We start from the raw sequence: 23,103 nt of genomic DNA on the forward strand, positions 1-23,103 counted from the left end.
ATAAGGAGTTTTTATGAAGCTGGTTACTGCAATCATCAAGCCGTTCAAGCTGGACGAGGTGCGAGAAGCCTTGGGCGAGATCGGCATCAACGGCTTGACGGTAACTGAAGTCAAGGGGTTCGGCCGCCAGAAAGGGCATACCGAGTTGTATCGTGGTGCCGAGTATGTGGTCGATTTCCTGCCGAAAGTGAAGATTGAAGCGGTGATCGACGACAAACTGGTGGATCAGGCAATCGATGCCATCATCAAGGCGGCACGTACCGGCAAGATCGGGGACGGCAAGATCTTCGTGCGCGAAGTGGAGCAGGTCATCCGCATCCGTACGGGTGAAACCGGCGCAGACGCCGTCTGATTCGGTGGCCGCCCGTGCCGCTGACGTTCGACTATTCCAGCCGAACGCCCTTGGCCCAGGTCACCAGGCGCAGCACAGTAATGGTGAGTGCGCTTGACCACAACGAAAAATCCGGCGGCACGCCGGATTTTTGCATCAGCAGGTACATCCAGCATCCCGCGAACGAACAGATCGCATAAGGCCTGCCGTCACGCAGGACCATCGGCACTTCGTTGCAGACGATATCGCGCAATATGCCGCCGAATATCCCCGTAATTACTCCCATCATCGATGCAATGAAGATCGGCATCCCGGCCTCCAGCGCTTGGGATACACCGACAATGGAGAACAGTCCCAGACCCAACGCATCGGCCGTCACAATCAGCCTTTGAGAAAAAAACCTGTGTACCGCACGTATGGCGGGCACTGCCACGAGAGAAAGCAGGAAAATCAGGATTGCGTACTCCTGATGCGTGACCCAGAACAGCGGGCGCTTGTCGAGCAGGATGTCGCGCAGCGTGCCGCCGCCGAAGGCGGTGATGAACGCTACTGTGAAGATGCCCGCCACATCCATTTTCTTGTTGCGCGCCTCGATAAAGCCCGAGAATGCGCCGACAAGAATGGCCATGATTTCGAGGATCTTGATTAAGGACATGCAGCGTACAGGAGTTGTTTGTCCCGCATGATACTGCGGTGCAGGACAAATGCACAGGATGCATCGAAATCCGTCGCATCGGCGCATGTACTTCGCCACGACCCGGTGGGGGGATTTACGCCTGCAGCAATACCACGAGCGCGCCGGATCCGCCTTCTGCCGCACGGGCCTGGCAGAATGCGATGACTTCCTCTTTCTGGACCAGCCAGCTGCGAACCTTGTTCTTCAGCACGGGTTCTTTATTGATTGAACCTAAGCCCTTGCCGTGGATGATGCGCACGCAGCGCATACCGCGCTTGACTGAATTGCGCAGAAATTCTGCGAGTGCTTCGCGCGCTTCTTCACGTCGCATGCCGTGCAGGTCGAGTTGCGCCTGGATGACCCAGTGGCCACGCCGCAGCCGCCGCAGAATGTCCGGTCCGATGCCGCTCCGTGCATAGCTGAGCTCGTGGTCGGTGTCGAGCAAGGTATCAACGTTGAACTCGTCCGACAGGGATTCTTCGAGTGCCGCCTGTTCGTCAGCCATACGCTGGCGCGGAATGGGAAGCGGGCGGGGATGACTGGATTCGACCTTGCCGTGAGAAGGAAGCGGGGCGACGTCGCCGACGCTGCGCCGGAACAGCTCGGCATCACGCCGACTTTCCTTTTCCCGCCGCAGGCGCTCTTCCTCCGCTGCCTTGCGCGCTTCTTCCTGGGCCTTGATTTGTGCGCGCACGGCTTTCAGTGCGGCGAAGTCCTTGATCGAACCAGACATGATGCATTTCCTGAGTCCGCCGCATCGACTGTGAAAAACGACGCGGCGGCTTACTGCTTTTCTACTGCAACCGTATCAGCCTTGCAGGTTTTCCAGATAACGCTGGGCATCGAGCGCAGCCATGCAGCCGGTGCCGGCGCTGGTGACGGCCTGGCGGTAAACATGGTCTTGCACATCGCCGGCCGCGAACACGCCCGGAATGTTGGTCGCCGTTGCCATGCCTTCCGTTCCGGCGCGCGTCTTGATGTACCCGTTGTGCATCTCGAGCTGACCTTCAAAAATGCCGGTGTTCGGCTTGTGCCCGATGGCGATGAAAACGCCGTGCACCGTCACTTTGCTGAGGCTGCCATCCTTGGTGGACTTGATGCTGATGCCGGTGACGCCGCTGTCATCACCCGTGACTTCGTCGAGCGTGTGGTCGAGCTTCAGTTCAATCTTGCCCTCGGCGACTTTAGCCATCAGGCGGTCGATGAGGATTGGCTCGGCGCGGAACTTGTCGCGGCGGTGGACCAGCGTCACCTTGTTGGCAATATTGGCGAGGTACAGGGCTTCCTCGACAGCGGTGTTGCCGCCGCCGATCACCGCGACGTCCTGGTTCTTGTAGAAGAAACCATCACAAGTGGCGCACGCCGATACGCCCTTGCCCATGAAGGCTTCCTCGGAAGGCAGACCAAGATACTGTGCCGATGCGCCGGTTGCGATGATCAGCGCGTCGCAGGTGTACTCGCCGTTGTCGCCGATCAGGCGGATCGGCTTCTCGTTCAGCTTTGCAGTGTGAATATAGTCGAACACGATCTCGGTGTTGAAGCGCTCTGCATGCTGCAGCAGGCGCTGCATCAGCTCCGGACCTTGCACACCCATCGGATCACCAGGCCAGTTTTCAACGTCGGTCGTGGTCATCAACTGGCCGCCCTGTTCGACACCGGTGATCAGGACAGGTTTCAGGTTGGCGCGGGCAGCATAAACTGCGGCGCTGTAACCGGCCGGGCCGGAACCGATAATCAGTACGTGGGCGTGTTTGGTGGTTGCCATAGCAGTGTGGTGAAGTGAAGGAATTTGTCGGGAATGAGCGTTCAATGCCGCTCAAAAAGGGCTTCTGTGTCTTGCAAATGTCGCCAAAAGGCGAATTTTCAAGCGTCGTCCGATTTATTCGGTATTGCGTTCGAAAAACTGGTTAAGATTATAGTCGAACCTGCCATGCGGGGCCGAGTGGCGACCCAAATTCGCTGCGATGACGGCCACAGACACATCCGCCACGGCGCCGCACCGATTCTTTCACGAGTTATGACCCGAACAACCCAAGCTTATACCCGCAATACTGCGTCGACTCAGGCTCCACCGTTACCCAATCGGCTGGTGCGCCTGTTGTCAGAAGCCCGCTGGATCGGACTGACCGTCGTTACCGCTTATTTGCTGCTTATCTTTCTGACATACGACAAGACCGATCCGGGCTGGTCGCAGGCCAACGTTGTGCCGCAACTGCACAACTGGGGCGGCCGCATCGGCGCCTGGATTGCCGACTTGATGCTCTTCATTTTTGGTTTTTCGGCATGGTGGTTTTGCGTCTTCTTGCTGCGTTCTGTGTGGACCGGCTATCGCCGACTGTCGCAGCGTTTCCTGCTGAAGGTCGAGCCTGAACCGGAGCATCATCATGAAATCTGGATCCGGTCGATCGGCTTTGTGCTGATGTTGCTGGGAAGCGTAGCGATCGAGTACCTGCGGATGTACACGCTGAAGGTGCAACTGCCGCGCGCGCCTGGCGGTGTGCTGGGTGAGCTACTCGGCGGCGCAGCGCAGACTGCATTCGGCTTTACCGGCGCCACCCTGTTCCTGTTGCTCCTGTTCGGCGTCGGCTTCAGCCTGTTCTTCCACGTTTCCTGGCTGACGCTGGCCGAGCGCATTGGTGGCGCAATCGAGGATGGCATCAATGCGATCCGTACGCTGTACGCCGCCCGAGAAGATCGCAAGGTAGGTCAGGTGGCCGCGGTGAAGCGTGAAGAAACGGTGGTCCAGGAGCGGGCGAAGATCGTCGAAGCCCCGCCGATCCGCATCGAGCCACAGGTCGTTGCGGTTCCCAAATCGGAGCGTGTGGAAAAGGAGAAGCAGGTTGCGTTGTTTGCCGATCTGCCGGACTCCAGCCTGCCGCCGCTATCGCTGCTTGATGAGCCGCCACCTGCACAGGAAACGGTCAGCGTGGAGACGCTTGAGTTCACCAGCCGCCTGATCGAGAAGAAGCTGTCCGACTTCGGCGTCGAAGCGAAGGTCGTCGCCGCGTATCCGGGGCCGGTCATTACCCGCTACGAGATCGAGCCGGCCACCGGTGTCAAAGGCAGCCAGATCGTCAACCTTGCGCGCGATTTGGCGCGCTCGCTGTCGCTGACGTCGATTCGCGTGGTCGAAACCATCCCGGGTAAGAATTACATGGGACTGGAACTGCCGAATCCGAAGCGCCAGATCGTGCGCCTGACCGAGATCCTTGGTTCCAAGGTGTACAACGACAGTCCGTCGTCGCTGACCGTTGCGCTGGGAAAGGATATCGCCGGTAATCCGGTGGTAGCCGATCTCGCCAAGATGCCTCACTTGCTGGTCGCCGGTACCACGGGCTCCGGCAAGTCGGTCGGCATCAACGCGACCATCCTGTCGTTGTTGTACAAGTCTGACCCGCACAGCGTGCGCATGATCCTGATCGATCCGAAGATGCTGGAAATGTCAGTGTACGAAGGCATACCGCATTTGCTCGCGCCGGTCGTCACCGACATGCGGCAGGCGGGCAATGCGTTGAACTGGGCGGTGGCGGAGATGGAACGCCGCTACAAGCTGATGTCCAAGCTGGGCGTGCGCAACCTCGCCGGCTACAACCACAAGATCGAGGAAGCAGCGAAGAAGGAAGAGAAGATTCCGAACCCGTTCAGCCTAACGCCGGATGCGCCGGAACCGCTTGAGAAGCTACCGACCATCGTGATCATCATCGACGAGCTGGCCGACCTGATGATGGTGGTCGGGAAGAAGGTCGAGGAACTGATTGCACGTATCGCACAGAAGGCGCGTGCAGCCGGTATCCACCTGATCCTGGCGACGCAGCGTCCGTCGGTGGACGTGATCACCGGCCTGATCAAGGCGAACATCCCGACGCGCATCGCCTTCCAGGTCAGCAGCAAGATCGACTCGCGCACGATTCTCGACCAGATGGGCGCCGAGACGTTGCTCGGCATGGGCGACATGCTATTCATGCCGCCAGGGACGGGCCTGCCGAACCGCGTGCACGGCGCTTTCGTGTCCGATGAAGAGGTGCACCGCGTGGTGCAGCACCTGAAGGCACAGGGGGAACCGAATTACATTGAGGGAATCCTAGAAGGTGGCGTCGCGGAAGAGGGAGGTGAGGCTGCATTGGGCGGTGAGGGTGAAGGCGGCGGCGAGTCCGATGCCTTATATGACCAAGCAGTGGCGGTTGTCCTGAAGAACCGCCGAGCTTCGATCTCGCTCGTGCAGCGCCACCTGCGCATCGGCTACAATCGCGCCGCACGGTTGCTGGAACAGATGGAGCAGAGCGGCCTCGTGTCGACCATGCAGTCGAACGGAAACCGCGAAATCCTTGTGCCAGCCGGAAATACAACTGAATAGGAAGCCATTTTGAATCAGGCGCAACAGAACAAGACCCCTTCGTTTTTTACTCACGCTGTACTTGGTCGCGTAGTGCGTGCCATTGGTGTTTGTACGCTCGTGCTGCCGGGCCTTGCCAGCGCATCGGCGCTGGAACAATTCAGGTCCTTCGTCAGCACGACGAAGGCAGCCAAAGGCGAGTTCATCCAGCGGCAAGTGAAGACGGCGGATGGAGCGCCAAAGGCCGCCAGCACATCCACCGGGACTTTCGTCTTTGCCCGTCCCGGCAAGTTCATCTGGACCTACCAGAAACCCTACGAACAACTGCTGCAAGCGGACGGGGAAAAGCTGTACATCTATGACAAGGACCTGAATCAGGTCACTGTACGGCGCCTCGGTGATGCGCTTGGCTCGTCACCGGCGGCAATCCTTTTCGGTAGCAACGACCTGGAAAAGAACTTCGTCCTCAAGGATGCCGGCAGCCGTGACGGGCTGGAATGGCTTGAAGCCACACCGAAGCAGAAGGACACGACCTTCGACAAGATCGGCATCGGGCTCAAAGACGGCGTGCCACAAGCCATGGAGTTGCAGGATTCGTTTGGCCAAGTGTCCCTGCTGTCGTTCAAGAAGTTTGAAAAGAATCCGCCGATGGGCGCGGATAAATTCAAATTTGTCGTGCCCAAGGGCGCCGATGTTTTTGAACAATAAACCTGCTGAACAAGGCGGTGCTGCCCGCTGAGAAAACAACAAGAACGGCACTTGCCGCCTCGCACCATGACCGCCATCCCCCTCGCCGAAAGGCTTCGCCCCCAAACACTTGACGACGTCATCGGCCAGCAGCATTTGCTTGGCCCCGGCAAGCCCCTGCGCGTCGCCTTCGAATCGGGCGAGCCGCATTCGATGATCCTGTGGGGGCCGCCTGGCGTGGGCAAGACGACGCTGGCACGCCTGATGGCCGACAGCTTCAACGCCGAGTTCATTGCCTTGTCGGCGGTGCTGTCCGGTGTGAAAGATATCCGCGAGGCGGTCGAGCGGGCGCAAGTCGTGCGCGCCAATACCGAGCGACGAACGATTCTGTTCGTGGACGAAGTGCATCGCTTCAACAAGAGTCAGCAGGATGCCTTCTTGCCGCATGTCGAGAGCGGCTTGTTCACCTTCATCGGCGCGACGACGGAGAATCCCTCGTTCGAGGTCAATAGTGCATTGCTGTCGCGGGCGGCAGTCTACGTGCTGAAATCCCTGTCGGACCAGGACCTGGAGGAGCTGATCGACCGAGCCTGCATCCAGGAACTCGACGGGTTGGATTTCACGCCCGAAGCGAAATCAACATTGGTGGCGAGCGCCGATGGCGACGGCCGCAAGCTTCTGAACAATCTCGAGATCGTTGCACGCGCCGCAGCGGCAAACCACCAGGAAGTTGTAGACGAAGCGCTGCTTGCCACGGCACTGGCAGAAAACCTGCGCCGTTTCGACAAGGGCGGCGACGCCTTCTACGACCAGATATCCGCCCTGCACAAATCAGTGCGCGGTTCCAACCCGGACGCGTCCCTGTACTGGTTCGTCCGCATGCTCGATGGCGGTGCCGATCCACGCTACCTGGCACGTCGCATCATTCGCATGGCGACCGAGGATATCGGCCTTGCCGACCCCCGCGCGCTGCGCATTTCGCTCGATGCCGCCGAAACCTACGAACGCCTCGGTTCACCCGAGGGCGAACTTGCGCTGGCCGAAGCAGTGGTGTTCCTTGCCTGCGCTGCAAAGTCCAACGCCGTCTACAACGCCTATAATGCGGCGCGCGCCTTCATTGCCAAGGACAAATCCCGCCCCGTACCGGAGCATCTGCGCAATGCACCGACCAAACTGATGAAGGAACTGGGCTACGGCAAGCTCTACCGCTATGCCCACGATGAACCTGACGCCTATGCGGCCGGGGAAACCTATCTCCCTGACGGGATGGCGGAACCGGGGTGGTATCAGCCCGTGCCGCGCGGGCTGGAAGGGAAGATCGGGGAAAAGCTGGCGTATCTGAAATCGCTGGATCGCGAAGCAAGAAAGAACTCGAAAAAGTAAACAGGCCTTGCTGCACTGGCTTCCTTGCAGACGATTGTCAAGTCCGCGGTTGTCAAGCCTAAATATGCAACGGGTTCTTTATGGACGCGATAATTGCCAGAACGACATGGCAATGCGTCATATGCAATCTTTCTAAGCTGTACACCTTAAACGGATCGATCTAGAATCTGTATCGTTTATTCGCTATAAAAAATAGATCGTGTGGCGAGGTTGAGAGGGGACTGCCCGCTGCCGGGATCTTGTCTGCTTTATCGAAACGGTACAGCCCATGAGTAACGTCAGCGTAACCGAAGGTTTGTGGTTCTCGATTCATATCGAAGGCGAGGAGTTCATCGCATTTGTCTCTGCGGAAGCGCTTCGGATCCACTTCAAGTCTCCTCAACGAGGCGAGCGCGGCCTTCTTCGTGCCTATCACCAGAACCAGGATGCCATCGACGCGGTGGCAATACAAAAATTCCTGAGAGGAGCAGATCGCCCGATCAGGTTGACGGCTTCCGACTTTTCCTAGCGTGAAGGAGGAGCGGGGACGCGGAGCAGCAGCAGTTTCATCGTGTAAATCACGACGAGCGTACCCAGCAAGTCACCGAGCACCATCACAAAGAATGCCGCTCCCACCGCGTCGCCACGCAGCAGCAGCCAGAGATGGTGCATCGACGGGCTGGCAACTGAATAGGCAATACTCAGGAGCAGAAGCCGCTTCGGATCCAGGTTGATGAGTGAAGCCTGCAAGCCATAAAGGTGTTGCGCGAGCTTGTAAACCAGATAGGGAGCGGCGGCGGACGCGATGCCGCCCGCGAACGACCGCAGTGGATCATCCGGAAAGAAATAGAAAACACAGGTTATCCAGGATGCAATCAGGATGCCGATTGCGCCCGCTCCGCCGAACAGCAAGGTACACAGAAGTCGCATTCCGGCGGGGAGATAAATCCAGTTAACTCCCCGAACCAGTTCAAAATTCGAGCTGTTGAACAGCCATTCGTTGGCAAGGAAAACAAGAAGAAAGAGAATGGCCGAGCCAGCCGCCATGGCGGCATTGAGAGAGAGGGAGGTCGGCATGGATGCGTTTCGGCGTAAAATCGATCTGGACTCTATAGCACTCTGCAACAACAGAATTGGCTGGGGAGTTGTGCGACGAAAGACATTATCACCATTTGGCCTGAAATGAAGAAAACGACCCGCCCCGCTGACATTTATCTGCGTTTTCTGCAACTCGCGGAAGCCATACGCGGATTACCTTCCTTGCCATCCCTCGATCCGCTTGAAGAGCGGATCCTTGCGCTGGTGGCACGGGCCAGCCAGCAGATGGAGCGGCTGTCGGTCAGGGACATGATGGCGAAGGAAGAGCTTGGATCACCTGCCACGATTCACGGCCGGCTCAAATCGATGCGTGAAAAGGGCTGGATCATGCTGTCCGATACGGAAGATGCGCGGCGCAAGCAGATCGAATTGACGCAGGCAGCACTGCTGCACTTCGACAAGCTCTCCAAGTGCATGGTGCGGGCGACAAAGGAATGACGTCCACTTTGCCGATAATCAAGCAGGCGGGGATCATTCATGGATGGATATTGCCTTTCACTTGATACAATCGCGGTTTCCGCATTTAACTTCCCCGCATTTCCATGATCGACATTCAACTCCTCCGCAAGGACATCGAAAGCGTCGCTGCACGGCTGGCAACGCGCAATTTCCGGCTCGACGTCGCCGCCTTCAATGCGCTTGAGGCAGAGCGCAAGCAGATCCAGACCCGCACAGAAGAATTGCAGGGCAAGCGCAATGCGCTGTCGAAGCAGATCGGCATGCTCAAAGGCAAGGGAGAGGACACCACTGCAGTCATGGCGGAGGTTGCCGGTATCGGCGATGAACTCAAGGCATCGGCCGAGCGGCTCGACGTCATCCAGGCGAAGATGAGCGAGTTCATGCAGGCCGTGCCGAATCTTCCGCATGAGTCAGTGCCGGTCGGGACAGATGAATCTGGGAATGTGGAAGTACGCAAGGTGGGCACGCCCCGTACCTTCGATTTCGAGGTGAAGGACCATGTCGATGTCGGCGCCGGCTTGGGACTGGAGTTCGACATCGCCGCGAAACTGACCGGCTCTCGCTTTGCAGTCATGAAAGGCGGCATCGCTCGCCTGCATCGCGCTCTGGCGCAGTTCATGCTGGATACGCATACCGGTGAACATGGCTATACCGAGTGCTATACACCGTATATCGTCAATGCCGATTCACTGCGCGGCACCGGCCAGTTGCCGAAGTTTGAAGCCGACCTGTTTGCGGTGAAAAAGGGCGGCCAGGAAGGAGAAGGCGAGTCGCTGTACCTGATCCCGACCTCGGAAGTCCCGCTGACCAACATGGTGCGCGACGAGATCATTGCCGCAGATGCGTTGCCGATCAGGCTGACCGCGCATACGCCGTGCTTCCGCTCCGAGGCCGGCAGCTATGGTCGTGACACACGCGGCATGATTCGCCAGCATCAGTTCGACAAGGTGGAGATGGTGCAGATCGTGCACCCGGAGAAATCCTATGAAGCGCTCGACGAGATGGTTGGCCACGCCGAAAACATCCTGAAGAAGCTCGGCCTGCCGTATCGAGTGATCACCCTGTGCACCGGCGACATGGGCTTCGGCGCCGCCAAGACCTATGACCTCGAAGTCTGGCTGCCGGCGCAGAATACCTACCGCGAGATCTCTTCAGTATCCAACTGCGAGGCATTCCAGGCACGCCGGATGCAGGCCCGCTTCCGCAATGCCCAGGGAAAGCCTGAACTGCTGCATACCTTGAATGGCTCCGGTCTGGCTGTCGGACGTACCCTTGTGGCCATCCTCGAGAACTACCAGCAAGCCGATGGCAGCGTCGACATTCCGGAAGCATTGCAGCCCTACATGGGCGGCACGAAGCGGCTGACGCGCATGGCCTGATTGCATAAACTTTGCGCTGGTGCTGTTTGTCAGCGGCGCAAGGGGACCGGAAACCCAGTGGGCATGATCGAGGCGAGGAAGTTGGCGTAGCATTAATTCGTCTGGCTGCTATTCCGTACCGGTGGAGACTCTGCTATACTTCCACGCTTTGCGGCCTTACCAGCTGCAGAACGACCGAATCAGGAGAGGTGGCAGAGTGGTCGAATGTACCTGACTCGAAATCAGGCGTACGGTTTCCCGTACCGAGGGTTCGAATCCCTCCCTCTCCGCCAGTAGTACCTTAAAGCCGCCAATGAGCGGCTTTATTTTTTTCTGTTCTCCCTACTTCCCTTCAACTCTCCTCGGCGTCATGTCGACTTTCAACAGGCCTTCACAGGTATTCCGGTGTTGACGATGTGAGGCTGGCTGCTTCCGATAGCCCTGTGCTGCACAGCACGGCAGGGTTTTGCGGGCGGCTTTGTTCATGTCGAGTGCAGCCGGTCCGTGACTTCCCACCTTCTGATTAAAAAACGAGTCCGCTGCCTTTCTTGAACAACGCAATGTCGAGATAGTTCGACAGCCGGTTGCTCTCTCCCGATGTCGCAGCCGACAAGCCGCCGAGGTCGATACTTCCGTTTTGCGAGATCAGCTCCTGCAGTGCCGAACGGCTGCTGCGCTTGGCTTGCTGGATGGCTTTGGCCAAGGACTTGGCGGCGGCAAATCCTTCCAGCGTCAATGACGATACCGATTCATCGCGGAACTTCTTCATCATGCTCAGGTGCTCAACCTGGATCAGGGTGGTGCCCGCGGCCGGATTGGGAACAACCTGCGAAAACACCGTCCATTCCACCGCGCGGGCGCCGGCCAGTTCACGCAGTGTCGACAGGTTCGTGAGGGATGTGCCGGCGACGAAGGTCTGACCGTCGTGCTTGCGGTATTCCTTGAGGAATTGCGCCGTTCCGATGGTGTCGGCAATCACGAGGATGAAGCCCGGCTTCGACGCTGCAAGCCGGCGAGCTTTCTGCGCCAGCAGTTCCCCGTTTGCGCCGATGCGCGCATTGCCTGCGAGCTTCAAGCCGTGTTCCTGGATCGCTGAAGAGAGGCTGCGATATGCATCCTGATTCAGAGGTGTGTCCTGATAGACGACACCGACGTCTTTCAGCCCCAGTTTGCTGAAATGGGAAAAGATGTGCCGGACTTCCTGCCTGTAGCCGGGACGCCAGAACAGAACGCGTGCGTTATTGGCGTACTCTGTCGCAGCTAAGGGCGCAAACAGGATGTGACCGCTGCGGCGGAAGGTTGGCGCTTCCAGAATGGCGCGCGTGGCATCATCGCCGACGCCGCCGAACAGATAATCAACCTGGTGCCGATCCAGCATTTCACTCACTGCCTTGGCGGCAAATGCGGGCTGGCCCTGGTCATCCTGAACGATGTACTGAACACGCCGGCCATGGATGCCGCCTCCAGCATTCACCATGTCGAAATAGGTCTTGATGCCTGCGACATAGTCGCGGCCGATGCTGGCGTTGGGGCCGGAGAGGTCGATTGCCTGGCCGATGACGATGTCGTTGCCGGCAGCATGTGCTGCGAGGGAAGTGCCAAGCAGGGTGGCGAAGGCTGCATGTTGGAGAAAGTGGATGAGTCTGGTCAGCATCTGGCGTTTTCCGCAGGTTGATTTCAGGGCGCCGGAATTTTGCCTATTGAATATGACGGGCTGATGAAACGGCCCGGAGGGCGACAGCGTCTACGGGAAAATATTCGGCGTGGCGGAGCTCCGGCAGAACCGAGGGCTGTGCGGCGAGGCTGTTGTCATATATGAACCAAACACTTGCGGCGATGCTCGAATCGGAAAACGATCCGGATCCAAGCCCTTCAATGCATGAACAAGAACAGGTTGCACAATTAGCCCGGACCCGCAGGCTTGCAACCGGCCTGCTGGTGGCCATGGCGGTTCTTTTTGTTGCCACGCGGCCTTTTCACGATCAGTATCCCTGGCTGTCTTTCGTAACCGCATTCGCGGAGGCCGCCATGGTTGGCGCGTTGGCTGACTGGTTCGCCGTCACGGCGCTGTTCCGCTCTCCACTTGGGCTGCCGATTCCGCACACCGCGATCATTCCCCGCAATAAGGATCGCATCGGCGACAGCCTGTCGAATTTTCTGGAACACAACTTCATCACACAGGAGATCATCCGCGAAGAGTTGCGCCCCATCGACTTCGCTGGAGCGGCGGCGGGATGGCTGGCGCTTCCGGAAAACAGCCGCTCTGTTTCGCGCCAGATCGTGCGAGGTATCCCCGCCATATTGCAGGTCGTGGAGGATGAGGACGTGCGGCAGTTCATGCACAGCCGACTGAGCGCCGCCATGGAGCACACCAAGTTTGCTCCCGCATTGGCCGACATCCTGAAAGTGCTGGTGGCCAGTAACCATCACCAGGCCTTGTTCAGTCACATGATCAACCTTGCCGCCAATGCCTTGGAACACAACAAATCCTATATCCGCTGGAAGATCCATGAGAACAGCCCCCGTTGGATGCCGAAAGCGATTGACGAAAAGTTCTACGTGCGCATCCTTGATGCGGTCCAGAGCACGCTGGATGAAATGCGGGACGAGGATAGCGAATGGCGCCTGCGCTTCCACTATACGGCGGAGGAATTCATTGAAAACCTGCGCACTTCGCCGGAATATGAAGAAAAACTGGATTCTGTGATGGCCGAAATCCTTGGTCATCCGCTGGTACGCAACTACACGCTTGAAGTGTGGCATGACATCAAGGAGCGGCTGCTGGCGGATGCCGCTTCACCAGAGTCCCAGATGGCTGCAAAACTGGAGAAGGCCTTGTCCGCGTTCAGTAATGACTTGTTGCGGGACGCGAACATCCAGCGCAAGCTGAATCAATGGATACGGATCTTTGCAACAGAAACAATCGTTGCCCGCCGAGAAGACATTGCCGACCTCGTGTCCCGCGTCATCCGGAAATGGGACGCCGAAACCATGTCCCGCAAGCTGGAGCTGCATGTGGGGAAAGACTTGCAATACATTCGGATCAACGGCACGCTGGTTGGCGGCTTGGTCGGGCTTTTGCTCCATGCGATCTCATTGTTGCTTTGACGGTAGTTGAGGCACCGCCTAAAACTGTGTCAAAAACTTTTCTGCCGTGAAAGCATTACAGGAAAATGACAAAAAATAATGTCCGCAGAGTTTGTGACATACTTTTTTAGCAGTGTCATATAGCTGTCATATTTGTTGGCTACAGTTCGCCCTGTCTTCCTTTGACAACTTTTCATGGAGCAGATATGCGACTGAACAAATTCCTGGCATCAACGCTTGTGACTGTTGGTACCGCGTTGGCATTTTCCCCCGCAGTAGCCGCCGACATTACCGGCGCCGGCGCAACCTTCCCATATCCGATCTATGCAAAATGGGCGGAAGAGTACAAGAAGGCGACCAACACCGGCCTGAACTACCAGTCGATCGGCTCCGGCGGCGGCATCAAGCAGATCAAGGCCAAGACCGTCGATTTCGGCGCGTCCGACATGCCGCTGAAGGCGGAAGACCTTGAGAAAGAAGGACTGATGCAGTTCCCGGCCATCATGGGCGGCGTGGTGCCGATCGTGAATCTGGAAGGTGTCACTCCCGGCCAGTTGAAGCTGAGCGGCGAAGTGCTCGCCAACATCTACCTCGGCAAGATCACCAAGTGGAATGCACCGGAAATCGCTAACCTGAATGCCGGCGTCAAGCTTCCGGCCCAGGAAATCACCGTCGTGCATCGCGCCGACGGCTCCGGCACTTCCTTCTTGTTTACCGACTACCTGTCCAAGGCCAGCCCGGACTTCAAGTCCACGGTGGGCGCCGGCACCGCAGTCAAGTGGCCGACCGGCGTGGGCGGCAAAGGCAATGAAGGTGTCGCCGCAAATGTGCAGCGCATCAAGAACTCGATCGGCTATGTCGAGTACGCCTATGCCAAGCGCAACAAGATGAGCCATACCCAGATGAAAAACCGTGACGGCCAGTTCGTGCAGCCGGACGATGAGACCTTCAAGGCGGCTGCCGCCGGCGCGGACTGGGTGAAGACCCCGGGCTTCGCCGTGGTGCTGACCGACCAGCCGGGCAAGAACAGCTGGCCGATGACCGGTGCTTCCTTCATCCTGATGCACAAGGCGCAAGCCGACGCGGCCAAGGGCAAGGAAGTGTTGAAGTTCTTCGACTGGGCGTACAAGAATGGTGGCGCGATGGCGACCGAGCTCGATTATGTGGCGATGCCGGCCCCGGTCGTCAAGCTGGTTCAGGATGCCTGGAAGGCGCAACTGAAAGACGCGTCCGGCAAGGCGATCTGGTAAGGGATTGCATGGAGCCTGTCTTGATGTGATCTCGGGCTCCGTGCTTCCTGTGCTGAACCGCAACGTAGTATTCCAAGGCAGCCGTCATGATCCGTGCGCATCCGGCACGGGCAGGATCATGGCGGCGCCGCAATCGCCCTGCGGGGCACTTCGCTTATGAATGCACATACCTCTTCGATTGGGGCGCCAATCACGAATAGCGAACAGAAAATGAAAGAACAGCAGGCCGCTGCCAAGGCGATGGTATCTACCATGCGCATGCAGCGGTTTCAGGATTTTCTGTTCCACAAAATAACGCTCCTTTTCGCGCTCAGCGTCCTGGTGGTCCTGGTCGGCATCATTGTCTCGCTGATTATCGGCGCCTGGCCCGCCTTCAAGGAGTTCGGCCCGGCGTTCATCAATACCATCGAATGGGATCCCGTCAATGACCAGTACGGCGCATTGATCGCCATCGTCGGCACGCTGGCGACTTCGCTGATTGCACTATTGATTGCCTTTCCGATCAGCTTTGGCATTGCACTGTTCCTGACCGAGATTTGCCCCGCGCCGCTGCGGCGCCCGATGGGTACGGCAGTGGAACTGCTTGCTGGTGTGCCGAGCATTATTTACGGCATGTGGGGCCTGTTTATCTTTGCACCGCTGTTTGGCGACCATGTGCAGCCATTCCTCAATCAGACACTCGGCCAGCTGCCTGTGATCGGCCAGCTGTTCAAGGGACCGATGATGGGTATCGGCATTCTTACCGCAGGAATCATCCTGGCGGTCATGATTATCCCGTTCATTGCCTCCGTCATGCGCGACGTATTCGAGATCGTTCCCGCCGTACTGAAAGAATCCGCGTACGGCCTCGGGTGCACCCGGTGGGAAGTGGTGCGCAAGGTCGTGCTGCCCTACACCAAGACCGGCGTGGTCGGGGGCGTGATGCTGGGACTGGGCCGTGCACTGGGTGAAACCATGGCAGTGACCTTCGTCATTGGCAATGCGCACAAGCTGTCGTGGTCGTTGTTCGCCCCCGGTAACAGCATCGCCTCGACGCTTGCCAACGAGTTCGCGGAAGCCGAATCCACACTTCACGTATCCTCGCTGTTTGCGCTCGGCCTCATCCTGTTCGTCATTACCTTCGTCGTTCTGTCTGCGGCAAAGCTCATGTTGATGGGCATGTCACGCAAGGAAGGAAGCAAGTCATGAATCCCGTTTATCGCAAGCGCCTTTGGATGCATCGTTTCGGCATTGCGCTCTCCGTCTTTGCCATGGCGGTCGGCCTGTTTTTCCTTGCGTGGATCCTGTTCACGCTGCTGATCAAGGGTTTCGGTGCACTTAGCCTGTCGATGTTTACCGAGACGACCCCTGCGCCAGGCAATGAAGGCGGCGGACTGATGAATGCGATCGTCGGCAGCCTGCTGATGGTGGGTGCGTCCACCTTGCTCAGTACGCCCATCGGTATCCTGGCCGGCATGTACCTCGCCGAGTATGGCGAAGAAAGCTGGCTGGCGCGCATTACACGTTTCTTCACCGATATCATGCTGTCGGCGCCTTCCATCGTGATTGGCCTGTTCGTCTACGCAATCTATGTCGCGAACGTGAAGCACTTCTCCGGCTGGGCAGGCACCTTCGCGATCTCCCTGATCGCGATTCCGGTCATCGTCCGCACCACCGACAACATGCTCAAGCTGGTACCAAACAGCCTGCGCGAGGCGGCATTCTCGCTCGGTGCGCCGCGCTGGAAGGTCGCGATGATGGTGCGCCTGCGCGCAGTGAAAGCCGGTGTCGTTACCGGCGTCCTGCTCGCCGTGGCACGCATCTCGGGCGAGACTGCTCCGCTGTTGTTTACTGCCCTGAATAACCAGTTCTTCAGCGCCGACATGAACGCGCCAATGGCCAACCTGCCGGTCGTGATCTATCAGTTCGCAATGAGCCCGTACGAAAACTGGCGCGCCCTGGCATGGGGCGGCGCATTGTTGATCACATTTAGCGTGCTCGGCCTGAATATCCTGTCGCGTACTTTGTTCAGCCAGAAAGTCCCAAGTTAAGACGAACCAAGATGAATAATCCGATGCCTGCAAAAGCCACGCTCGAAATCTCAGACCTGAACTTCTTTTACGGTAATTTCCAGGGGCTGAAAAATATCAACCTGAACATCTACGAGAAGAAGGTCACTGCCTTCATCGGTCCGTCCGGTTGCGGAAAGTCCACGCTGCTGCGGACTCTTAACCGTATGTACGATCTTTACCCCGGCCAGCGCGCCGAAGGCAAGATCATGTACAACGGCCGCAATATCCTCGAGCACGGCCAGGACGTGAACATGCTGCGTGCAAAGGTTGGCATGGTGTTCCAAAAGCCGACGCCGTTTCCCATGTCCGTCTACGACAACATCGCCTTCGGCGTGCGCCTATACGAGAACCTGTCGAAGGGCGCCATGGACGAGCGCGTCGAATGGGCGCTGAAGAAAGCCGCCCTCTGGACCGAGGTCAAGGACAAGCTCAACAAGAGCGGCCTCAGCCTGTCCGGCGGCCAGCAGCAGCGTCTGTGCATCGCGCGCGGCGTTGCGGTCAAACCCGACGTGCTCCTGCTTGACGAACCGACATCGGCGCTGGATCCTATTTCGACAGCGAAGATTGAAGAGCTGATCGCCGAACTGAAAGAGGATTACACGATCACCATCGTCACGCACAACATGCAGCAGGCTGCGCGGTGCTCGGACTACACGGCGTACATGTATCTCGGCGAGCTGGTCGAGTTCGGCGAGACCGACCAGATCTTCATGAAGCCGGCGAAGAAGGAAACCCAGGACTACATTACCGGCCGTTTTGGCTGAGTCCAGCCTCCCACCGACAAGACAAAATCAATCAGGAGAACCAGATGCCAGGCGACCATTCTTCCAAACAGTACGACATGGACCTTGAAGCCATCCGCTCGAAAGTGCTACAGATGGGCGGATTGGTCGAGAGCCAGTTCAACGACGCCATTGCCTGCTTCCGCACCGGGAACATCGAGCAGGCGGAGCAAGTGATGAGGGCGGATGAAAACGTGAACCGCCTTGAAGTCACGCTCGACGACACCTGCAGCCACCTGATCGTCAAGCGCCAGCCGGCGGCGAACGACTTGCGCACTGTGATGGCAACACTGAAAGTGATTACCGACCTAGAGCGCATCGGCGACGAGGCGGCCAAGATTGCACGTACGGCGAAGAGCATGCATGAGCGCGGGACAATCGGTACGCTGAACCACTATGAATCGATCCGAGTCATTGCCGCCAACACCGCCAACTTCCTGCATGACGCGCTGGATGCGTTTGCCCGCCTTGATGACAAGCAGGCGGTGAAGATCATTGGTGACGATGAGGCGATCGACCACGAGTTTCGTTCCATCCTGCGCACCATGATCACCTTCATGATGGAAGATCCGCGTACGATATCGGTGGCGCTGGACACGCTCTGGGTGGCGAAAGCGATCGAGCGCATCGGCGATCATGCAAAGAATATCGCCGAGTACGTCATCTACATCGTTGAGGGCAAGGATATTCGCCACAGCAAACCGGGCAGCGCACTCTGAACATGGCAGTCGACAAAACCACTATCCTGATTGTCGAAGACGAACCTTCGATCGTGGAGCTGGTAACGTTCACGCTCAAGGAAGCCGGCTGGAATACCTACGCGGTGAGCAGCGCATCCGAAGCGTGGGAGTTCATGCAACGCCGCACTCCGCATCTTGTCCTGCTGGACTGGATGCTTCCCGACCAGACGGGATTGCGCCTGCTGTCGCGCATCCGCAGCGACCGGCAACTGCAAGCGCTTCCCGTGATCATGCTGACCGCAAAGAGCATGGAAGAGGACAAGATTGCAGGCCTGGATACGGGGGCGGACGACTACATTACCAAGCCTTTTTCACCGCGCGAGCTCACCTCGCGCATCAAGGCGCTATTGCGGCGCAAGAGCCCCGAGCATGCGGAAAGCATGATGAGCGCCGGCCCGGTGAAACTGGATCCGGCCAGTTGCTCGGTGATGCTGCACGATCAGAAGATCGACATCGGCCATGCGGAATTCAAACTGCTGAAGTTTTTACTTGCGCATCCCGACCGCGTGTTTTCACGCAGCCAGCTGTTGGACAAAGTGTGGGGCGACCATGTTGTGATTGAAGAGCGAACCGTCGACGTGCATGTGCTGCGACTGCGCAAGGCGTTGAAGGATGCGGAGTCGCTGATCAAGACGGTGCGTAGTGTAGGCTATATGCTGTCCGAAAAATAATCACGCCTCCTCATGAATCCCCACTTGCTCTTCTGGATCCCGGCCGTCCTGCGCCTGTCAATCCTCCTGCTTGCCGGCGGCGTCCTCTGGTATTTTTTCGGGCCTTTGATCGGCCTGTCCGGGGCGCTGGCTGGTGCGTGCCTGGCGCTTGGCGTGCAATTGCATTACCTGTACCAGTTGTCGGCGTGGCTCGATCACCCGACCAGTGCGCGGTTGCCTGACGGATGGGGGGCATGGACCGGCATCTTTTCACGCTTGTACAAGCTTCGGCGTGACGATGAGAAGAACCAGACGGAGCTGACGGAGTGGCTGGCGCGCTTCCGCCAGGCGATGAAACTGCTGCCAGACGGCGTTGTCATCATGGACGACGTTCTTTTCCTCGAATGGTGCAATCCGGCAGCGGAAAAACACCTGCACTTGCAGCTCGATCGCGACAAGGGAATGCGTGTCACCAATCTGGTCAGGTCGCCGGAGTTCATCGACTACATTATCCTCGGCAGGTATGAGCAGCCGCTTACCTTGACCGTGCGCGAGCGGAAGCTGATCGTCCAGATCATCCCGTTCGAAAACCGGCGCCAGATCCTCGTCACGCACGATGTGACCGAATCCGAGCGTATCGAGATGATGCGGCGCGACTTCATTGCCAACGCATCGCATGAGCTCCGAACGCCGCTGACGGTGATTAACGGTTTTCTGGAAATCGCCTATAACCAGCCTAACCTCGATCTCCAGACGCGCATGTCGCACCTGAAGCTGATGATAGAGCAGGGCCAGCGCATGCAGAATCTGGTCGAGGACATGCTGACCTTGACGCGGCTGGAATCGATCGACTATCCGCTGCGCCCGGAAAAGGTCAATATGCGGGTGCTGCTTGAGCAGATCCTGCAGGAGGCGCAGGCACTGTCGTCCGGCCGGCATTCGATTACGCTCGAGTTTGATGGCCCGGACATCAAGGGTGGCACGGAGGAATTGCGCAGCGCATTTGGCAATCTCGCTTCCAATGCAGTGCGCTATACACCCGAACATGGAAGCATTCGCCTGTCCTGGTGCATGAAGGAAGACGGTCCCGAGTTCGCGGTGCAGGACAATGGGATCGGCATTCGCCCGGAGCACCTTTCACGCCTGACCGAACGGTTTTATCGCGTCGACAAGAGCCGCTCGCGGGAAACGCAAGGTACAGGATTAGGGCTGGCGATCGTGAAGCACGTCCTGTTGCGGCATGGTGCATCACTGCTGATCCAGTCGGAACCGGACAAGGGAAGCACGTTCACCGTCAAGTTTCAGAAAAGTGCAGTGAACGACCAAAACTGACCTCGAGGACAGCCATGCTCCAAGACCGGGATCGCAGGTGTGTGGGGCGCCGCCAGACGGATACTCCTGCCTGAATGCAAAACGCCGGACATTGCCGCAGATGGCGATGTCCGGCGTTCGGGGCAGGGCAATTACTTGTAGCCGACGCGATCCAGGATGCGCTGTGCAGCAATCTGATTCTTGCCGATCGTCGCAATCGAGATGTTCTCTGCCTTGAACTTGCCAAGCGACTCCAGCGCCGGATTCTTGGCGACCGCGGAAGCAACCACCGGCCACTCGTTATTGCCGTTTGCGAGATAGGCCTGGGCGTCATCGCTGGCGAGATATTCCAGGAATTTCTTCGCAGCTTCCGGATGAGGCGCGTTCTTTGCGACGCCTCCGCCCGAGATGTTCAGGTGAGTACCGGAGGTTTGCTGGTTCGGCCAGACGAAGCCGACCTTGTTCATCATTTCCTTGTCTTCCGGCTTTGTGGAACGCAAGAGACGCACGTAGTAATACGTATTGGCCACTGCGACACCGCACTCGCCAGAGGCTACGCCTTTGATCTGGTCCGTGTCGCCGCCGCGCGGCGGACGGGCAAAGTTGGCGACAACCCCCTGAGCCCACTTCTCGGTCGCTGCTTCGCCATTACGTTCGATCATGGAGCCGATCATGGACAACATGTAGGGATGGGAGCCGGAGCGCGTGCACACCTTGCCCTTGTTCTTTGGGTCAGCCAGAGATTCGTAAGTCGAAACGTCTTCGGGTTTCACCGTCGCCTTGTTGTAGACGATGATGCGGCCGCGCGTGGAAAAGCCGTACCATTCCGCGCCTTCTCCGTCGTCCTTGCCACGCAGGTTTGCGGGAATGCGTGAGTCAAGCACTTTAGACTTGACGGGCTGGAACATGCCTTCGATCTGCGCGCGCCAGAGGCGGGCCGCATCGACAAGCAGGATGACGTCAGCCGGACTGTTCTTGCCTTCATTCTTCAGACGCTCAAGGATTGCGTTGTCGTCTGCTTCAATGCGATTGATCTTGATGCCGGTTTGCTTGGTGAAGTTGGTATACAGCTGCTCGTCGGTCTGATAGTGGCGAGCGGAGTACAGGTTCAACTCCTGATTTTGTGAATTTGCGGACGTGGCAGCCACGAAGGTCAACGCGGCGAAGGCAATCTTGGTGAAGACAGGTTTCATTGAAGTTCCTTGATGAGAATAATTTTCAATAACAAACAGTATAGCCAGTTTTTATTTAAATGGGAATCATTCGCATTGATATGGGGAATCGATGGAAGGTTGCACTTCGGCATTCAGCTACAATCTTGTTTCCACCGGAAAAGAGCCTTGCGGCAATAATTTTCCGGATTAGGGTTCACGTCCTTTCTCCTGTTTTGCCTTGTCATGATGCTTCAGTCCTTCCTTGCCCTGCTTTCCGCTTTGTTGCTCGCCACCGGGTGCCAGACTGCGCCTCCGCCAGTCAGTCAGCCGGTCACGCCGGCGATCGTGCAGCAGCCAAAGCAGCCACCACGGCCGGTGAAGATCGGCTTGGCATTAGGTGGCGGCGCAGCGCGTGGTTTTGCGCATATTGGCGTGATCAAGGCACTCGAGGCCCAAGGAATCGTGCCGGATGTGGTGGTGGGCACGAGCGCGGGCAGCCTTGTCGGTGCCCTGTATGCCGCGGGGAATAACGGCTTTGCCCTGCATAAGCTGGCGCTGGAGATGGACGAGGCGGCGATTTCCGACTGGTCTGTGCCCTTGTTCGCAAAGTCCACTGGGGTGTTGAAGGGCGAAGCGCTCCAGAACTATGTGAACCGCACGATCCATAACGTTCCGCTGGAGAAACTGAAGATTCGATTCGGCGCCGTAGCAACAGACCTCAAGTCTGGAGCGCCTATTCTCTTTCAAAGGGGGAATACCGGAATCGCGGTGCGCGCTTCATCAGCAGTGCCAAGTGTTTTTCAGCCTGTGAAGATCGGGGAGCACTACTATGTCGACGGCGGCCTTGTGGCACCGGTACCGGTTCGATTCGCGCGCGAAATGGGCGCCGACTTTGTTATAGCCGTCAATATTTCGTCCCAACCCGAAGCGCAAGCGGCAGCCAGTTCGGTTGATGTCTTGTTGCAAACGTTCGCCATCATGGGGCAAACCATCAACCAGCATGAGCTGAAAGATGCGGATATCGTCATTCAGCCGCAATTGGGGGGCATGAAGGGCAATGATTTCCCGGGCCGGAACACTGCAATTCTTGCTGGCGAACAGGCTACCGCTGCCTTGATGGGAGAGATCCGGCGCAAACTGAGTGCAAAGCGCGAGCAGTAACGGGACTTCGCACCGACAATCTGATCGGCACTCTGCTCACTCGGGCTGATTGATGCGCCGTGCGCCGTTAAAGCGCTTCTTCCAGTAGCCAACGTCCATGCTTTCGATGCGTACCTTGCCGCCTCTCGAAGGTGCGTGGAGGAACTTGTTATCGCCCAGGTAGACGCCCACATGGGAAAAGGCGCGCCGAAGGGTGTTGTAAAACACCAGGTCTCCAGGTTGCAGGTTACGCGTATCGACATGTTCGCCGACGCGACTGATCTCTTCTGAGGTGCGCGGGAGATCCGTTCCGGATACATCCTTGAATACATACCGCACCAGCCCACTGCAATCGAGTCCTGTTTCCGGTTCCGTGCCCCCGTACTTGTATTGAACTCCGATCAGCCCCATTGCGCGGATGACCAATTCGGATGCACGCGTGCTCAGTCCCTCGACTGTGTCGAAAGGCTTGTCCGACTCAACTTTCGGCTGCTCACTGGCGAGAGCGTTGCCGGAAACAGCAAGCGCCCATGCGCAGACGCAGGCACAGATATGCTGCAGGAGACGCCGTCGTTGTGTTGTCATTTTTAAAATGGCGAAGAAGACACACTTGAAATGTAAGAGAATCGCCAAG

General features: G+C 57.9%; 23 protein-coding genes and 1 tRNA gene. 17 read left to right on the top strand and 7 right to left on the bottom strand.

What is annotated here, in order from left to right:
* The first annotated feature begins 13 nt into the window (after positions 1-13).
* Entirely contained in the window at positions 14-352 is a 339-nt protein-coding gene (locus ACYVIA_RS09570; protein WP_460840193.1) for a P-II family nitrogen regulator, read from the top strand.
* A gap of 31 nt (positions 353-383) precedes the next feature.
* Here the strand turns inward: ACYVIA_RS09570 and ACYVIA_RS09575 are convergent, their stop codons facing one another.
* From ACYVIA_RS09575 to trxB, 3 genes are all read right to left on the bottom strand, one after another.
* On the bottom strand, positions 384-986 hold the full coding sequence (locus ACYVIA_RS09575; protein WP_460840195.1) for a trimeric intracellular cation channel family protein: 603 nt from the start codon (positions 984-986) through the stop codon (positions 384-386).
* Positions 987-1,101: 115 nt separating this feature from the next.
* Complete coding sequence (locus ACYVIA_RS09580) at positions 1,102-1,740, bottom strand: Smr/MutS family protein (RefSeq protein ID WP_460840196.1); 639 nt, start codon at positions 1,738-1,740, stop codon at positions 1,102-1,104.
* A 75-nt stretch (positions 1,741-1,815) separates the two neighbouring features.
* Positions 1,816-2,772, bottom strand: coding sequence for a thioredoxin-disulfide reductase (gene trxB / locus ACYVIA_RS09585; protein ID WP_460840198.1), 957 nt, complete (start codon positions 2,770-2,772; stop codon positions 1,816-1,818).
* A 252-nt stretch (positions 2,773-3,024) separates the two neighbouring features.
* Between trxB and ACYVIA_RS09590 the strand changes: the two genes are divergently transcribed.
* The 4 genes from ACYVIA_RS09590 (at position 3,025) to ACYVIA_RS09605 (ending at position 7,918) form a co-directional block, all read left to right on the top strand.
* Positions 3,025-5,361, top strand: a complete 2,337-nt coding sequence (locus ACYVIA_RS09590) for a DNA translocase FtsK (protein WP_460840200.1) — start codon at positions 3,025-3,027, stop codon at positions 5,359-5,361.
* A 72-nt stretch (positions 5,362-5,433) separates the two neighbouring features.
* Positions 5,434-6,048, top strand: a complete 615-nt coding sequence (gene lolA / locus ACYVIA_RS09595; RefSeq protein ID WP_460840532.1) for an outer membrane lipoprotein chaperone LolA — start codon at positions 5,434-5,436, stop codon at positions 6,046-6,048.
* A gap of 66 nt (positions 6,049-6,114) precedes the next feature.
* Positions 6,115-7,410 carry a replication-associated recombination protein A gene (locus ACYVIA_RS09600; protein WP_460840202.1) on the top strand — a complete coding sequence of 432 codons (1,296 nt, stop codon included), beginning with the start codon at positions 6,115-6,117 and terminating at the stop codon, positions 7,408-7,410.
* A 268-nt stretch (positions 7,411-7,678) separates the two neighbouring features.
* Entirely contained in the window at positions 7,679-7,918 is a 240-nt protein-coding gene (locus ACYVIA_RS09605) for a DUF1488 family protein (protein WP_460840204.1), read from the top strand.
* Here ACYVIA_RS09605 and ACYVIA_RS09610 read toward each other — a convergent pair.
* A complete protein-coding gene (locus ACYVIA_RS09610) occupies positions 7,915-8,466 on the bottom strand; it encodes a hypothetical protein (protein ID WP_460840205.1) in 552 nt (183 codons plus the stop codon). The genes ACYVIA_RS09605 and ACYVIA_RS09610 overlap by 4 nt on opposite strands.
* 105 nt (positions 8,467-8,571) lie before the next feature.
* Between ACYVIA_RS09610 and ACYVIA_RS09615 the strand changes: the two genes are divergently transcribed.
* The 3 genes from ACYVIA_RS09615 to ACYVIA_RS09625 all read left to right on the top strand — a co-directional run bounded on the left by ACYVIA_RS09615 (position 8,572) and on the right by ACYVIA_RS09625 (position 10,597).
* Positions 8,572-8,925: a winged helix-turn-helix domain-containing protein gene (locus tag ACYVIA_RS09615; RefSeq protein ID WP_460840207.1), complete on the top strand. Its 354-nt coding sequence runs from the start codon at positions 8,572-8,574 to the stop codon at positions 8,923-8,925.
* Positions 8,926-9,029: 104 nt separating this feature from the next.
* Positions 9,030-10,325: a serine--tRNA ligase gene (gene serS, locus ACYVIA_RS09620; RefSeq protein WP_460840209.1), complete on the top strand. Its 1,296-nt coding sequence runs from the start codon at positions 9,030-9,032 to the stop codon at positions 10,323-10,325.
* Positions 10,326-10,507: 182 nt separating this feature from the next.
* Positions 10,508-10,597 (top strand) — tRNA-Ser (locus ACYVIA_RS09625).
* A gap of 230 nt (positions 10,598-10,827) precedes the next feature.
* Here the strand turns inward: ACYVIA_RS09625 and ACYVIA_RS09630 are convergent.
* Positions 10,828-11,958, bottom strand: coding sequence for an ABC transporter substrate-binding protein (locus ACYVIA_RS09630; protein ID WP_460840212.1), 1,131 nt, complete (start codon positions 11,956-11,958; stop codon positions 10,828-10,830).
* Between the two features lie 161 nt (positions 11,959-12,119).
* Between ACYVIA_RS09630 and ACYVIA_RS09635 the strand changes: the two genes are divergently transcribed.
* From ACYVIA_RS09635 to phoR, 8 genes are all read left to right on the top strand, one after another.
* Positions 12,120-13,412, top strand: coding sequence for a DUF445 domain-containing protein (locus ACYVIA_RS09635; RefSeq protein ID WP_460840214.1), 1,293 nt, complete (start codon positions 12,120-12,122; stop codon positions 13,410-13,412).
* 185 nt (positions 13,413-13,597) lie between these two features.
* Positions 13,598-14,641: a phosphate ABC transporter substrate-binding protein PstS gene (gene pstS / locus ACYVIA_RS09640; RefSeq protein WP_460840215.1), complete on the top strand. Its 1,044-nt coding sequence runs from the start codon at positions 13,598-13,600 to the stop codon at positions 14,639-14,641.
* 210 nt (positions 14,642-14,851) lie between these two features.
* Positions 14,852-15,829, top strand: a complete 978-nt coding sequence (gene pstC / locus ACYVIA_RS09645) for a phosphate ABC transporter permease subunit PstC (RefSeq protein WP_460840218.1) — start codon at positions 14,852-14,854, stop codon at positions 15,827-15,829.
* Complete coding sequence (gene pstA / locus ACYVIA_RS09650; RefSeq protein ID WP_460840219.1) at positions 15,826-16,671, top strand: phosphate ABC transporter permease PstA; 846 nt, start codon at positions 15,826-15,828, stop codon at positions 16,669-16,671. Before pstC ends, pstA begins: the two co-directional genes overlap by 4 nt.
* 11 nt (positions 16,672-16,682) lie before the next feature.
* On the top strand, positions 16,683-17,456 hold the full coding sequence (gene pstB, locus ACYVIA_RS09655; RefSeq protein WP_460840221.1) for a phosphate ABC transporter ATP-binding protein PstB: 774 nt from the start codon (positions 16,683-16,685) through the stop codon (positions 17,454-17,456).
* A gap of 44 nt (positions 17,457-17,500) precedes the next feature.
* Positions 17,501-18,193, top strand: coding sequence for a phosphate signaling complex protein PhoU (gene phoU, locus ACYVIA_RS09660; protein WP_460840223.1), 693 nt, complete (start codon positions 17,501-17,503; stop codon positions 18,191-18,193).
* A 2-nt stretch (positions 18,194-18,195) separates the two neighbouring features.
* The gene (locus ACYVIA_RS09665) at positions 18,196-18,885 is read left to right on the top strand and encodes a response regulator (protein WP_460840225.1); all 690 of its coding nucleotides are present in this window, start codon (positions 18,196-18,198) and stop codon (positions 18,883-18,885) included.
* Between the two features lie 12 nt (positions 18,886-18,897).
* Positions 18,898-20,196: a phosphate regulon sensor histidine kinase PhoR gene (gene phoR, locus ACYVIA_RS09670; RefSeq protein WP_460840226.1), complete on the top strand. Its 1,299-nt coding sequence runs from the start codon at positions 18,898-18,900 to the stop codon at positions 20,194-20,196.
* A 131-nt stretch (positions 20,197-20,327) separates the two neighbouring features.
* On the opposite strand, the gene ACYVIA_RS09675 is transcribed toward phoR, so the two are convergent.
* A complete protein-coding gene (locus ACYVIA_RS09675) occupies positions 20,328-21,368 on the bottom strand; it encodes a Fe(3+) ABC transporter substrate-binding protein (RefSeq protein ID WP_460840228.1) in 1,041 nt (346 codons plus the stop codon).
* Positions 21,369-21,572: 204 nt separating this feature from the next.
* Here ACYVIA_RS09675 and ACYVIA_RS09680 point away from each other — a divergent pair, with 204 nt between their 5' ends.
* On the top strand, positions 21,573-22,490 hold the full coding sequence (locus tag ACYVIA_RS09680) for a patatin-like phospholipase family protein (RefSeq protein ID WP_460840231.1): 918 nt from the start codon (positions 21,573-21,575) through the stop codon (positions 22,488-22,490).
* Between the two features lie 36 nt (positions 22,491-22,526).
* Here the strand turns inward: ACYVIA_RS09680 and ACYVIA_RS09685 are convergent, their stop codons facing one another.
* Entirely contained in the window at positions 22,527-23,054 is a 528-nt protein-coding gene (locus ACYVIA_RS09685) for a C40 family peptidase (protein ID WP_460840534.1), read from the bottom strand.
* Positions 23,055-23,103: the final 49 nt, after the last annotated feature.

This window comes from Noviherbaspirillum agri (genome assembly GCF_054780595.1).

Excerpts from the sequence above, each read along its gene's own strand:
- ACYVIA_RS09570 (WP_460840193.1), top strand. The coding sequence starts at position 14 with ATGAAGCTGGTTACTGCAATCATCAAGCCGTTCAAGCTGGACGAGGTG.
- ACYVIA_RS09575 (WP_460840195.1), bottom strand. The coding sequence starts at position 986 with ATGTCCTTAATCAAGATCCTCGAAATCATGGCCATTCTTGTCGGCGCA.
- ACYVIA_RS09580 (WP_460840196.1), bottom strand. The coding sequence starts at position 1,740 with ATGTCTGGTTCGATCAAGGACTTCGCCGCACTGAAAGCCGTGCGCGCA.
- trxB (WP_460840198.1), bottom strand. The coding sequence starts at position 2,772 with ATGGCAACCACCAAACACGCCCACGTACTGATTATCGGTTCCGGCCCG.
- ACYVIA_RS09590 (WP_460840200.1), top strand. The coding sequence starts at position 3,025 with ATGACCCGAACAACCCAAGCTTATACCCGCAATACTGCGTCGACTCAG.
- ACYVIA_RS09600 (WP_460840202.1), top strand. The coding sequence starts at position 6,115 with ATGACCGCCATCCCCCTCGCCGAAAGGCTTCGCCCCCAAACACTTGAC.
- ACYVIA_RS09605 (WP_460840204.1), top strand. The coding sequence starts at position 7,679 with ATGAGTAACGTCAGCGTAACCGAAGGTTTGTGGTTCTCGATTCATATC.
- ACYVIA_RS09610 (WP_460840205.1), bottom strand. The coding sequence starts at position 8,466 with ATGCCGACCTCCCTCTCTCTCAATGCCGCCATGGCGGCTGGCTCGGCC.
- ACYVIA_RS09615 (WP_460840207.1), top strand. The coding sequence starts at position 8,572 with ATGAAGAAAACGACCCGCCCCGCTGACATTTATCTGCGTTTTCTGCAA.
- serS (WP_460840209.1), top strand. The coding sequence starts at position 9,030 with ATGATCGACATTCAACTCCTCCGCAAGGACATCGAAAGCGTCGCTGCA.
- ACYVIA_RS09630 (WP_460840212.1), bottom strand. The coding sequence starts at position 11,958 with ATGCTGACCAGACTCATCCACTTTCTCCAACATGCAGCCTTCGCCACC.
- ACYVIA_RS09635 (WP_460840214.1), top strand. The coding sequence starts at position 12,120 with ATGAACCAAACACTTGCGGCGATGCTCGAATCGGAAAACGATCCGGAT.
- pstS (WP_460840215.1), top strand. The coding sequence starts at position 13,598 with ATGCGACTGAACAAATTCCTGGCATCAACGCTTGTGACTGTTGGTACC.
- pstC (WP_460840218.1), top strand. The coding sequence starts at position 14,852 with ATGAAAGAACAGCAGGCCGCTGCCAAGGCGATGGTATCTACCATGCGC.
- pstA (WP_460840219.1), top strand. The coding sequence starts at position 15,826 with ATGAATCCCGTTTATCGCAAGCGCCTTTGGATGCATCGTTTCGGCATT.
- pstB (WP_460840221.1), top strand. The coding sequence starts at position 16,683 with ATGAATAATCCGATGCCTGCAAAAGCCACGCTCGAAATCTCAGACCTG.
- phoU (WP_460840223.1), top strand. The coding sequence starts at position 17,501 with ATGCCAGGCGACCATTCTTCCAAACAGTACGACATGGACCTTGAAGCC.
- ACYVIA_RS09665 (WP_460840225.1), top strand. The coding sequence starts at position 18,196 with ATGGCAGTCGACAAAACCACTATCCTGATTGTCGAAGACGAACCTTCG.
- phoR (WP_460840226.1), top strand. The coding sequence starts at position 18,898 with ATGAATCCCCACTTGCTCTTCTGGATCCCGGCCGTCCTGCGCCTGTCA.
- ACYVIA_RS09675 (WP_460840228.1), bottom strand. The coding sequence starts at position 21,368 with ATGAAACCTGTCTTCACCAAGATTGCCTTCGCCGCGTTGACCTTCGTG.
- ACYVIA_RS09680 (WP_460840231.1), top strand. The coding sequence starts at position 21,573 with ATGATGCTTCAGTCCTTCCTTGCCCTGCTTTCCGCTTTGTTGCTCGCC.
- ACYVIA_RS09685 (WP_460840534.1), bottom strand. The coding sequence starts at position 23,054 with ATGACAACACAACGACGGCGTCTCCTGCAGCATATCTGTGCCTGCGTC.